This window comes from Rhodoferax sp. LB1P47 (assembly GCF_056521445.1).
Window position 1 is genome coordinate 253,466 of the sequence record NZ_JBWMAU010000002.1, and the last position, 11,886, is coordinate 265,351.

General features: G+C 63.0%; 12 protein-coding genes. 3 read left to right on the forward strand and 9 right to left on the reverse strand.

The window, feature by feature from the left end:
• Nucleotides 1–2: 2 nt before the first annotated feature.
• The 5 genes from arsH to AC0969_RS05095 all read right to left on the reverse strand — a co-directional run bounded on the left by arsH (nt 3) and on the right by AC0969_RS05095 (nt 2,750).
• A complete protein-coding gene (gene arsH, locus AC0969_RS05075) occupies nt 3–755 on the reverse strand; it encodes an arsenical resistance protein ArsH (protein ID WP_479623047.1) in 753 nt (250 codons plus the stop codon).
• Nucleotides 709–1,134: an arsenate reductase (glutaredoxin) gene (arsC, locus tag AC0969_RS05080; RefSeq protein WP_479623048.1), complete on the reverse strand. Its 426-nt coding sequence runs from the start codon at nt 1,132–1,134 to the stop codon at nt 709–711. The genes arsH and arsC overlap by 47 nt, the downstream gene beginning before the upstream one ends.
• On the reverse strand, nt 1,131–1,817 hold the full coding sequence (locus AC0969_RS05085; protein WP_479623049.1) for an aquaporin: 687 nt from the start codon (nt 1,815–1,817) through the stop codon (nt 1,131–1,133). The genes arsC and AC0969_RS05085 overlap by 4 nt, the downstream gene beginning before the upstream one ends.
• Nucleotides 1,814–2,314: an arsenate reductase ArsC gene (locus AC0969_RS05090; RefSeq protein ID WP_479623050.1), complete on the reverse strand. Its 501-nt coding sequence runs from the start codon at nt 2,312–2,314 to the stop codon at nt 1,814–1,816. Before AC0969_RS05090 ends, AC0969_RS05085 begins: the two co-directional genes overlap by 4 nt.
• Nucleotides 2,315–2,411: 97 nt before the next feature.
• Nucleotides 2,412–2,750: an ArsR/SmtB family transcription factor gene (locus AC0969_RS05095; RefSeq protein ID WP_479623051.1), complete on the reverse strand. Its 339-nt coding sequence runs from the start codon at nt 2,748–2,750 to the stop codon at nt 2,412–2,414.
• 137 nt (nt 2,751–2,887) lie between these two features.
• On the opposite strand from AC0969_RS05095, the gene AC0969_RS05100 reads away from it, so the two are divergent.
• Complete coding sequence (locus AC0969_RS05100; RefSeq protein WP_479623052.1) at nt 2,888–5,065, forward strand: PhoX family protein; 2,178 nt, start codon at nt 2,888–2,890, stop codon at nt 5,063–5,065.
• Nucleotides 5,066–5,148: 83 nt separating this feature from the next.
• Here the strand turns inward: AC0969_RS05100 and AC0969_RS05105 are convergent, their stop codons facing one another.
• Together AC0969_RS05105 and AC0969_RS05110 are read right to left on the reverse strand one after the other, a co-directional pair.
• On the reverse strand, nt 5,149–5,391 hold the full coding sequence (locus AC0969_RS05105; RefSeq protein WP_479623053.1) for a hypothetical protein: 243 nt from the start codon (nt 5,389–5,391) through the stop codon (nt 5,149–5,151).
• Between the two features lie 67 nt (nt 5,392–5,458).
• Nucleotides 5,459–7,843 carry a UvrD-helicase domain-containing protein gene (locus tag AC0969_RS05110; RefSeq protein WP_479623054.1) on the reverse strand — a complete coding sequence of 795 codons (2,385 nt, stop codon included), beginning with the start codon at nt 7,841–7,843 and terminating at the stop codon, nt 5,459–5,461.
• A gap of 20 nt (nt 7,844–7,863) precedes the next feature.
• On the opposite strand from AC0969_RS05110, the gene AC0969_RS05115 reads away from it, so the two are divergent.
• The gene (locus AC0969_RS05115) at nt 7,864–8,523 is read left to right on the forward strand and encodes a hypothetical protein (protein ID WP_479623055.1); all 660 of its coding nucleotides are present in this window, start codon (nt 7,864–7,866) and stop codon (nt 8,521–8,523) included.
• A gap of 15 nt (nt 8,524–8,538) precedes the next feature.
• Complete coding sequence (locus AC0969_RS05120; protein WP_479623056.1) at nt 8,539–9,204, forward strand: CBS domain-containing protein; 666 nt, start codon at nt 8,539–8,541, stop codon at nt 9,202–9,204.
• A 63-nt stretch (nt 9,205–9,267) separates the two neighbouring features.
• On the opposite strand, the gene AC0969_RS05125 is transcribed toward AC0969_RS05120, so the two are convergent.
• Nucleotides 9,268–10,482, reverse strand: coding sequence for a DesA family fatty acid desaturase (locus tag AC0969_RS05125; protein ID WP_479623057.1), 1,215 nt, complete (start codon nt 10,480–10,482; stop codon nt 9,268–9,270).
• Between the two features lie 126 nt (nt 10,483–10,608).
• A complete protein-coding gene (locus tag AC0969_RS05130; protein ID WP_479623058.1) occupies nt 10,609–11,880 on the reverse strand; it encodes an RsmB/NOP family class I SAM-dependent RNA methyltransferase in 1,272 nt (423 codons plus the stop codon).
• Nucleotides 11,881–11,886: the final 6 nt, after the last annotated feature.

Below are 11,886 nucleotides of genomic sequence, written 5' to 3' on the forward strand. Positions count from 1 at the left end.
TTTCAGATGGATTTTTGGTTCACGCGCTGCGACAGCGCTTCGGCACTCTCTTTTCGCTCGCTGTAGCGGTCGGTCAGGTACGGCGACGCATCCCGCGTCAGCAGGGTGAACTTGAGCAGCTCCTCCACCACGTCCACCACCCGGTCATAGTAGGCCGATGGCTGCATCCGCCCGGCCGCGTCAAATTCTAAAAACGCCTTGGCCACCGACGACTGGTTGGGGATGGTGACCATGCGCATCCAGCGGCCCAGCACGCGCAGCTGGTTCACGGCGTTGAAGGATTGCGAACCGCCGCTGACCTGCATCACCGCCAGCGTTTTGCCCTGGGTGGGCCGCACCGCGCCCTGGGTGAGGGGAATCCAGTCGATCTGGGTTTTCATCACCCCGGTCATTGCGCCATGCCGCTCAGGGCTGGTCCAGACCATGCCCTCGCTCCACAGTACCAGCTCGCGCAGCTCCTGCACCTTGGGATGGGTGTCGGGCGCGTCGTCGGCCAGCGGCAGGCCGTGCGGGTCGAAAGTGCGGGTTTCCGCCCCCATCGCGGTCAGCAGCCGGGCGGCCTCCTCGCTTAACAGGCGGCTGAACGAACGCTCGCGCAGTGAACCGTAAAGCAGCAGGATGCGCGGCGGGTGGGTGCTGGGCGGCGCGCTATGCAACGCCGCTTGGGTGGGCACCTGGAACAGCGCCGGGTCGATGTTAGGCAACACGTCAGGGGACAAGGCGTTCCCCTTGGGCGTTGACGACCTGCTCGCCATCTTCCTTGGCAAACGCGCCCTGCTGGGGCGATGGCAAGATGTCCAGCACCGCCTCGGACGGACGGCACAGTTTGGCCCCCAGCGGGGTGGTGACGATGGGGCGCTCCAGCAGGATCGGGTGGGCGGCGATGGCATCGAGCAGCGCGTCGTCGGTCAAAGCCGGGTCGTCCAGCCCCAGTTCCTCGTACGGCGTGCCCTTCTTGCGCAACACGGCGCGCACCGGTAGCTGCAACTGGGCCAGCAAGGCCACGAGTTGGTCGCGGCTGGGCGGGGTTTTCAGGTACTCGACGATGGTGGGCTCCATGCCCGCATTGCGGATCAGAGCCAGCACGTTGCGTGAGGTGCCGCAGGCCGGGTTGTGGAAAATAGTCGTGGTCATGGTGCTCCTTTAATTTCAAAAAGTCGGGCCAGCCCCAGGCCCGCCAACGCGCCCGCGCACTGCGCCAGCACAAAACCGGGTGCGCTGGCCGGGGCGATACCGGCAAATGTGTCACTCAGCATGCGCCCCAGGACGGCGGCGGGGTTGGCAAAGCTGGTGCTGGCCGTGAACCAGTAGGCCGCGCCGATGTAGCTGGCCACCAGCAGGCTGGCCTTGCCCGCCGGGGCACGCAGAATAGTGAAAATCAGCCCGGCGGTAGCCACCGCTTCGGCGATCCACTGGCCGCTGCCGGTGCGTAGCTTGGCGCTGGTTTGCAGGATGGGCAGGTCGAACATGGCATGCGCCAGCCAGGCACCCAGCACCGCACCGAGCAGCTGAAACACTATAAAAAGAATAGCTGCTTGCGCAGTTTTTATATGCGCTAGATGCCCTTTTGACCACATAAGCAATGTGACCAGCGGATTGAAGTGCGCACCGCTCACCGGCCCCAGGGTTTCGATCAGCACATACAGCGCCCACACCGTCACCAGCGTATTTGCCAGCAGGGCCACGGCCATGTTGCCGCCCGCCAGCCGCTCGGCCATGATGCCGGAGCCAATCACCGCGCACAGCAGCGCGGCGGTGCCCAGGCATTCGGCCAGCAGCTGCTGGGCCAGACTGCAAGGATGGACCGCCCGGCTCACGATTTCGACAAGGAGCGCACGGCGGTTTGCAGCATCAGCTTGTCCACGCTGGCGGCGGGCAGGTTGACAAGCAGCTCCAGACGGCGGCGGATGGCGTGCAGGGTTTGGCGGAACGCATCCAACCGCTGCGCATCCGTGCCCAGCACGTCGGACGGATCGGGGTAGCCCCAGTGCGCGGTGGCGGGCTGGCCGGGCCAGTAGGGGCAAGCTTCACCGGCGGCGTTGTCGCACACGGTGATCACCAGGTCCATGTGCGGCGCGTTCAAACCGCCGAACTGGTCCCAGTTTTTGCTGTGCAAGCCTTCGATGCTGACCCCGGCGGTTTGCAACACCTGCAAGGCCATAGGGTTGGGCTGCTGGTTCTCGCGCGGGCTGCTACCTGCGGAATGGGCCTTGAAACGACCACCTGCAATGTGGTTCAGCATGGCCTCGGCCAGGATGCTGCGGGCCGAGTTGTGGGTGCACAAAAACAGGACGTTGATGGGTTGGGTTGCCATAAAAGACTCCAGTGGGTTAAAAAAATTTGCTACAAAATAAAGAGCTGCATACGATGCTGTGACCAGCACGAAGTGCCGATTTTTTATAAATTTGAACCTAGCATTCCACACAGCCGGTAGCGGCCACCTCGCAGGCCACGCCCTGGCAGCAGTGCTCGGTCAGGTAACCCAGCAGGGCGGTCATCTGGTCGAAGTTGGCGCGGTAGATGAGGTGGCGGCCCCGGGGCTCGCTGGCCACCATGCCCGCGTGGGTGAGTTCTTTCAGGTGGAACGACAGCGCGCTGGGGGCCACACCCAGTTGCTCTGCCATGACACCGGGGGTCAGGCCATCGGCCCCGGCCACGACCAGGGCGCGGAAGGCACGCAGGCGCTGGGCTTGGGCCAAGGCGGCCAACGCACGTACGGCAGCAGCTTCATCGAGTGGAATTGATTTCATATTTCAAGTTTAGTTGAAATATTGAATGGTTATTCCCCCAAACCTGAGTAAGCCACTATGTCATTCAACATTCACATCTTTGTCACATGCACCGATGAAGATGTGCGGGTTCTCCTACAACCCACTGACCCACGCATATGACTACCAACTTCAACGAAGAAGACTCCAACCGCTCGGCCAACCCACACTTTGACGCAGTGCTGGATACACGTCTGAGCCGCCGCAACCTGCTGGTCAGCGGTGCAGGCACGGCCGCCACCACCCTGCTGGGCGCGGCCGCCCTGACCGGCTGCGCCACCGACGGCGCCATGTCATCGGCCGGCAACGAGCGCCTGTTGGCCTTCAACGCCGTGCCCAAGAGCCTGGCCGATTCCGTGAGCGTGCCTGCGGGCTACAAAGTAGAGATCATTTACGCCCTGGGCGACCCGATTCTGGGCGGTGCAACCCCGTTCAAAAACGACGGCAGCGATGCCGACATGGAAAAACGCGCGGGCGACCACCACGACGGCATGGAATGGTTTGGCCTGGATGCCAGCGGCAAGGCATCCAACAGCGCGGTGAACCGGGGCCTGCTGGCCATGAACCACGAAGCCACCACGGACGAAAAACTGTCGTCCTTCTTCATCCACGCCAACGGCGGCAAGTCGGCCCTGCCCCGCCCCGCCGCCGAGGTGGACAAAGAGCTGATGATCCACGGCCTGTCGGTGGTCGAAGTCAGCACCGCAGGCGGTGCCTGGAAGTACCAGCCCGGCTCGGCCCTGAACCGCCGCGTCACCACCATGACCGAAGCCGTGCTGCGCGGCCCGGCGATGGGCAGCGCCCATGTGGTCACCAAATTCAGCACTGACGGCACACGCTGCCGTGGCACTTTGAACAACTGCGGTACCGGCAAAACCCCTTGGGGCACGTTTGTATCCGGTGAAGAAAACTGGTACGGCTACTTCTTCCGCGATGCCAAAGACGACGACAAGCGCGGCAAAAAAGACCCATCCGTTGCGGGCCTGGTGCGCTATGGCCGCGTAGCCGGTGCCGCCAGCCGCCACGGCTGGGAAACCGGTGGCAGCACCGACCAGTACGTACGCTGGAACAACAGCGCCAGCGCTGCCAACGCCCAGGGCGACTACCGCAACGAGATGAACACCTTCGGCTATGTGGTCGAAATGGATGCCTACACCCAGCAGCCCCTGCGCAAGCGCACCGGCCTGGGCCGCTTTGCCCATGAGAGCGTGAGCTTCTCCAAGCCCGTGGTCGGCGAGTCGGTGGTGGCCTACATGGGCGACGATGCCCGTGGCGAATACATGTACAAGTTCGTCTCCACCGCCAAGTGGGATGCCGCCGATGCGAACCCCGCCGACCGTCTGGCAGCTGGCGATAAGTACCTGGACCAAGGCACGCTGTTTGCTGCCAAGTTCAAAGCCGACGGCACAGGTGAATGGCTGGAGTTGTCGATGAACAACCCCTACGTAGCCGCCAACCCCGACTTCGAGTTCAAAACCGCTGCCGACATCGCCGTCTTCACCCGCCTGGCCGCCGACGCCGCCGGTGCCACCAAGATGGACCGCCCCGAGTGGGGTGGCATCAACCCGCGCACCGGCGAGTTCTACATGAGCCTGACCAACAACGCCAACCGCACGGTAGACGGCGAGGTCTCCACCGATGCCGCCAACCCACGCTACTACACCGACATGAAAGACGGCAAGGAAAGCAAGGGCAACGTCAACGGCCACATCATCCGCACCGCCCAGGCCAGCCCCACGGCTACGGCTTTCAAGTGGGACGTGTACCTGTTTGCAGCCGAGGCCGATGCCGACAAGAGCCTGGTCAATCTCTCCGGACTGACCGACGATAACGACATGTCTGCCCCTGACGGCCTGGCCTTCAGCGAGGCCACCGGCCTGTGCTGGATCCAGACCGACGACAGCGCCTATACCGACAAAACCAACTGCATGCTGCTGGCTGGCATGCCGGGCCGCGTGGGCGACGGAACCAAGCAGACCCTGAGCTTCCCGCGTGCCGACGGCAGCGTGAAAAAAGTGGAAACCTATGTGGGCAAAACCCCCACCCCGGCCACGCTGAAGCGCTTTCTGGTCGGCCCCAAGGACTGCGAAATCACCGGCCTGTGCGAAACCCCGGACGGCCGCGCGCTGTTCATCAACATCCAGCACCCCGGCGAAGGCACCAAGATGGCCGACGTGAACACCCCCGCCAAGTACACCAGCCAGTGGCCCGCCAACGCCGGATACGGCGCCGGCCAACGCCCCCGCTCGGCCACCATCGTGATCACCAAGATCGACGGTGGGCGCATCGGCACGTAAGCTAGCGCGGCCCCTGCGGGGGCTGCACACAGCAAAAAGCCCGCAGGCGCGATGCCAGCGGGCTTTTTTAATGCTTGCGGGGTTTACGCCATCTGCAAAAACGCCACCGGGTCGCGCGCAATGCGCAAACCCTGCTCGCGGGCGTGGGCCAGGGCGCTGTCTTCCGTGATGAACGGGTTGTCGAAGTTGAAGGTGCGCTGGCTGGGGATGGGCATGCCGTAATGTTGTTCGATACCCACCCGCGCCAGCCAGGTGCCGTCCATCAGGGGCTTGGCAAACAGCGAGACGACAAAATCGCCGACGTGGAATTCATTCAGGTCTGTCATGGCGGGCTCCGTGGCTTGGTTTTCCACCATGCTGCACGCGGTGTGTGACGCGATGAAGACGGTCGCGTCAGGGCACCGGGGTGAGCTTCGCCACACTCAGCGCCAGCCACTTCACGCCGTGGCGGGGGAAGTTTATTTGCGCACGGGCATCGTCGCCGCTGCCTTCCAGCAGGTTGACCTTGCCTTCGCCAAACTTGGCGTGGAACACCAGCATGCCGACGCGCAGGCCGTGGCTGGGGGCGGCTTTTTGCGGTGGCACGGGGGGGCTGGCAAAAGGTGCAGATTCAGCATTAAATGTGCCTCTGGCGAAGGTACTACCTGCGCCACCAGCTATTGATTTAGGAGTAAATCCATAGGCGGAGGATTTGGAGGTGATCCACTTCAACGCCGATTCGGGCAGCTCGTCGAAGAAGCGGCTGCGCGGGTTGTAGCGGGTCTGGCCGTGCAGCAAACGGCTTTGCGAGAAGCTGAGGTACAGGCGCTGGCGGGCGCGGGTGATGGCCACGTACATCAGGCGGCGCTCTTCCTCCAGGCCCTGGCGGTCGCTGAGGGAGTTTTCGTGCGGAAACAGGCCCTCTTCCATGCCGCCGACGAAGACGGCATCGAATTCCAGGCCCTTGGAGGAGTGCACGGTCATGAGCTGCACCGCCTCCTGGCCGGCTTTGGCCTGGTTGTCACCGGCCTCCAGCGAGGCGTGGGTCAGGAAGGCGGCCAGGGGCGACAGGGTTTCACCACTGTCCTGGTCGATGAAGCCCTCGGCAGCAGGCAGGTTGGGGTCCAGGCCCTGGCTGGCAGGGGATTGGCTGAGTTCGTCCAGCGGCAGGGCCACGGCATCGCGGCCAAAGCCTTGCTGGGAGACGAAGCTTTCCGCCGCGTTGACCAGTTCGTTCAAATTCTCGACCCGGTCTTCGCCTTCGCGATCGGCCTTGAAGTGGGCCAGCAGGCCGCTGTGGTCCAGCACCAGGTCGATGATTTCGCGCAGGGTGCGGCCTTCGGTCTGCTCGCGCAGCACGTCCAGCTTGGCGACAAAGGCACCGAAGTTAGCGCCTGCTTTGCCGGGCACGATGCTCACTGCGTCGTGCAGCGAACATCCGTTGGCACGGGCGGCATCTTGCAGAATCTCCAGGCTGCGCGCACCGATGCCGCGCGGCGGGAAGTTGACCGCACGCAGAAAGCTGGTGTCGTCGTTGGCGTTTTCCAGCAGGCGCAGGTAGGCCAGCGCGTGCTTGATTTCGGCCCGCTCGAAGAAACGCAGGCCGCCAAACACGCGGTAGGGAATGGCGGCGTTGAACAGCGCGGTTTCGATCACCCGGCTCTGGGCGTTGCTGCGGTACAGCACGGCGATTTCTTGCCGGGGCATGCCGTCGCGGACCAGCTGCTTGACCTCGTCGACGATCCACTGGGCTTCGTCCAGATCGCGGGGGTTCTCCACCACGCGCACCGGCTCACCCGGGCCTTGCGTGGTGCGCAGGTCTTTGCCCAGGCGGTTGCTGTTGTGGCTGATGAGCTGATTCGCCGAGTCCAGGATGTTGCTGAAGCTGCGGTAGTTTTGCTCCAGCTTGATCTGCTGGGTCACACCGAATTCACGCACGAAGTCGGCCATATTGCCGACCCGCGCGCCCCGGAAGGCATAAATGCTCTGGTCGTCGTCGCCCACCGCGATCACGCTGCCACCGGGTAGGGCTGTGCCGGTGGCCAAATCTTTGGGGCCGTGGCCGGAGAGCATCTTGATCCAGGCGTACTGCAGCTTGTTGGTGTCCTGGAACTCGTCGATCAGGATGTGGCGAAAGCGCCGCTGGTAATGCTCGCGAATAGCATCCTGGTCGCGCAATAGCTCGTAGCTACGCAGCATCAGTTCGCCAAAATCGACCACCCCTTCGCGCTGGCATTGCGCTTCGTACAGGGCGTAGATTTCAATTTTTTTACGGGTCTGCGGGTCATGGCTCTCCACCGCCTCGGGGCGCAGCCCTTCTTCCTTGCAGTTGCCGATGAACCACTGGGTTTGCTTGGCAGGGTACTGCTGGTCGTCGATGTTGAACTGCTTCATCAAGCGTTTGATGGCGCTGAGCTGGTCTTGCGTGTCCAGAATCTGGAAGCTCTGCGGCAGATTCGCTAGTTTGTAATGCGCCCGCAGCAGGCGGTTGCACAGGCCGTGGAAGGTGCCGATCCACATGCCGCGCACGTTCACCGGCAGCATGGTGCCCAGGCGCAGCACCATCTCCTTGGCGGCCTTGTTGGTGAAGGTCACCGCCAAGATGCCGCCGGGGTTGACGCGCCCGGTTTGCAGCAGCCAGGCAATGCGGGTGGTGAGCACCCGGGTCTTGCCGGAACCGGCCCCGGCCAGAATCAGCGCGTGGCCGGTGGGCAGGGTGACAGCCGCCAGTTGCTCAGGGTTAAGGTTGTGGAGGAGCGGCGCATCCTGTGCGGCCAAGTTAGTATTTGCGGAAAACATAGGCCGATTGTAGGAACCCCATGCAACCCACCCTGCCCTTCTGGGCCACCGCACTGCTGCTGGTGCTGCACCAAGCAGCCAGCGCCCAGGCATCCTGCTCCAGCGATGGCCAACCCGCCCCCACGGCTTTGCTGGAGCGCTTCATCAGCGCCGATTGCGCGGCCTGCTGGGCCGATGTGCAGGTAGCCCAGCCACGCCACGGCATGGTGGCGTTGGACTGGATCGTGCCGGGGGCGTTGGGCGACGATGCGCCCTTGTCGGCCGCCGCCCGCCAGGATGGCCTGGACCGCCAGCGGGCGCTGGTACAAGTACTTCTGCCCGCCGCCACGCTACCAAATTTGCTACAGATCCGCGTGGCCCGTGGCCCGGCGTTGGGGGGCTACATCGGCACATCTATTGCTTTGGAGTCGCCCGAAATTCCCCACGGCCCGCTCACCGCCTGGCTGGCCTTGGTCGAAACCATTCCGGCCGGGGCCGATGGCACGGCGGTCGAACGCAACCTGGTGCGTACTACCTTGGTACTGGACTGGAGCGCAGCGGGTGCGCACACGGAAATCCGGCCCTTGGGCGTGCCCGAAGGCGCGCAGCCCGCCCGCCTGCGGGTGGTAGGCTGGCTGGAAGATGCCCGTGCGCATGTGGTGGCGGTGGCGCAATCGGTGTGCGCACCCAGCGAAGATTAAAGGAGGACTAGAGCCATGTTTTCAGTCTATGGAGTCACAGGGCGGGTGTTCACCGGCACGGTGGAGCAACTGCGCCATATCGACAAGGTACATGCCGTGGCGCGACTGCACGCTATTGAGCCCAACGATCTGGTGGTGGAGCCCGAGTTTTCCGTTCCGCCGTTCGAGGCCGATACACCCCACCCCCACCCCAAGGCCTTGCTACCCGCCACGGCTGTTGCCGCCTACACCCAAGTGAGCCAGCCCGATACACCCCGACAGCCGCTGGACCGGGTGGACTTGTTGATGACCCAACCCGCCATCACCGTCCGCACCGATGTGCCACTGGCCATTGCCGCCGCCCTGCTGGCCCGCCACCGCATCGGCCAAATGCCGGTACTAGATGCAAAAGGCCAATTGGTTGGCATGCTGCTGCGGGCCGATATCTACCCCACGCTGGGCAGCCCCAGTGCCAGCGACTGGGCCGACCGCATGGCCCTGCCTGTGGCCAGCGTGATGTGGACCCCGGTGGCCAGCGTGACGGCTGACACCGACATCCGCCGCGTCGCCCAGGCGCTGCTGGACACGCATCTGCCCGGCCTGCCGGTGGTGGATGACAACGGCATGCTCACGGGTTTTGTTTCGCGCACCGACATCCTGCGCGCCGTGGCCAACGACCCACCCTTGGATGTATGGGGCTGACCCACCGGAGCCAGACAACAAAAAGCCCGCATCGGCGGGCTTTTTGAGGAGCGGTGAACGCGATCAGGCGTGTGCAGCGCGCAACTTCATGGAGAAGTCTTGCAAGGCTTTGATGCCGCTGCTTTCGGCACGGTGGCACCAGGCTTGCAGGTCGATGGTGAGCTGTTCACGCGACTGCGAGGTGTTGAGCCACATCTGGCGCAGCTCTTCGCGCATCACCACCATTTTGTCGAGCACGGGGTGGGCAGCGCGGGCCTGGGCCAATTGCGGTTGGGCAGCAGCGGGCACTTTTTCGGCATCGCGGTGCATCCAACGCTTGGCCGCTTGCAGGGCCGACACATCGCCCTGGCGGGCTTGGATCGCATCCAGTTCGGCCTTGCAGGCACGGCGCAATTCGCGGGCGTAGCCAGCCATGACTTCGTAACGGTTGGTGATCAGCGCTTCCAGGGTTTTCTCGTCGGCTACGGGTTTGACAGCGCCCAGTTGCAGCTTGGGCGGGGTCTTTTTGACCTTGGCCAGGCCCACTTTTTCCAGCGCACAGATGTACATCCAGCCAATATCAAATTCGTAGGGCTTGACCGAGAACTTGGCCGACGTGGGGTAGGTATGGTGGTTGTTGTGCAACTCTTCGCCACCAATGATGATGCCCCAGGGCGAGATGTTGGTGCTCGCGTCAGGTGCTTCAAAATTGCGGTAGCCAAAGTAGTGGCCAATGCCGTTGATGACGCCAGCAGCCCAGAACGGTGTCCACACCATCTGGATGGCCCAAACCGTCAAACCAGCTACACCAAACAAGGCCAGGTTCAAAATCAGCATCAGGCCCACGCCTTGCCAGCTGAAGCGGCTGTACAGGTTGCGTTCGATCCAGTCGTTAGGGCAGCCGTGGCTGAACTTGGCGATGGTTTCCAGGTTTTTGGATTCTTTGCGGTACAGCTCGGCACCGGTCCAGAACACGGTTTTGATGCCGTGCGCTACGGGGCTGTGCGGGTCGTCCTTGGTTTCACACTTGGCGTGGTGCTTGCGGTGGATGGACACCCACTCTTTGGTCACCTGGCCAGTAGCCAGCCAGAGCCAGAAGCGGAAGAAGTGGGCCGGCAGCGCGTGCAGGTCCATCGCCCGGTGCGCCTGGTGGCGGTGCAGGTAAATGGTGATGCTGGCAATGGTGATGTGGGTGGTGACCAGCGTGTACAACACGACCTGCCACCAGGACAGGTTCAACAGACCGTTCGCAAGCCAGTCAACCGCTGCGTTCAACACAGCCCAATCGGGTAACAACATAGGTAAAAAGCCTCAATGTTTTAGAAAAGCCGAGCGGTATCCGTACGCCGACCAAGCCTTCTATTATAAATTGGGGGACTGAAATTACCTAGAGCAGCACCCCCACACATACCCCAGTCTTACGCCTTATTTCTTTTGCCACACGGCGGCAAAGAAGCCGTCTGTTCCGTGGCGGTGTGGCCACAGACGCAAAAACTCGCCGCCACTGACCGGACCGCTGCACAGGGTGGCCGCGTTCTCTACCTTCAGATGGGTCAGGATGTCCGCCGTTTCAAGGGGGGTGAAGTCGGGATTTGCGGCCGAGAAGGCCAGCGCGATCTCTTCGTTTTCAGCCGGCAAGATGCTGCACGTGGCGTAGACCAAGCGGCCGCCGGGCTTAAGCAGTCGGGCCGCGCTTTGCAGGATGGCGGTTTGCTTGACCACCAGCTCTTCCACTGCCTTGGGGGTTTGCCGCCATTTCATGTCGGGGTTGCGGCGCAGGGTACCCAGGCCGGAGCAAGGGGCATCGACCAGCACGCGGTCGATCTTGCCGGTCAGGCGCTTGATGCGGTCGTCGCGCTCATGGGCGATGGCGGCAGGGTGTACGTTAGACAAACCGCTGCGCGCCAGCCGGGGCTTGAGCGCGTCCAGCCGGTGGCCGGAGGTGTCAAACGCGTACAAACGCCCGGTGCTACGCATGCCCGCACCGATGGCCAATGTTTTGCCACCCGCACCGGCGCAGAAGTCCACCACCATTTCGCCACGCTTGGCATCCAGCAGCAGGGCCAGCAACTGCGAGCCTTCGTCTTGCACTTCGATGGCACCACGGGTGAAAGCATCGAGCTTGGTCAGCGCGGGCTTATCGCTTAGGCGCAAGCCAAACGGCGAATACGGGGTGGCGACAGATTTAATGCCAACCTTGGCCAGCTCTTTTTGCACGTCGTCGCGCTTGGCGTTCAGGGCGTTGACGCGTAAATCCAGGCCTGCGCCGTGGACCAGGCTTTCCACCAGCGGCCAAAATTCGTCTTTCAGTTGGTCTTTCAGCGGCTGCACCAGCCACTCGGGCAGGTTGTGGCGGTGGCGGTCCAGCAGGTCTTCAGACTTGACTTTGTCGCAGTTCTCCAACCAAGTTTTCTCTTGGTCGGTCAGCGCACCGTACAAGAAGTCGCGCGGACCGTGGAAACCCAAAATCGCCAGGCGACGCTGCTTGGAGCCACTGCCGGAAGGGGCAAAGTGGTCAAACAGCAGTTTTTTGCGCAAAACCGTGTAGACGGTTTCGGCCAGGGTGGCTCGCTCACGTGGGCCCAGCGACCGGTTGTCGCGGAAAAACCGCGAAACCACCGAGTCGGCAGGGTGTTCAAATTGGAGGGCTTGGCGTACGAGTTCAGAACACTCGTCGAGGAAATCTTTAGGATGCATAACGCA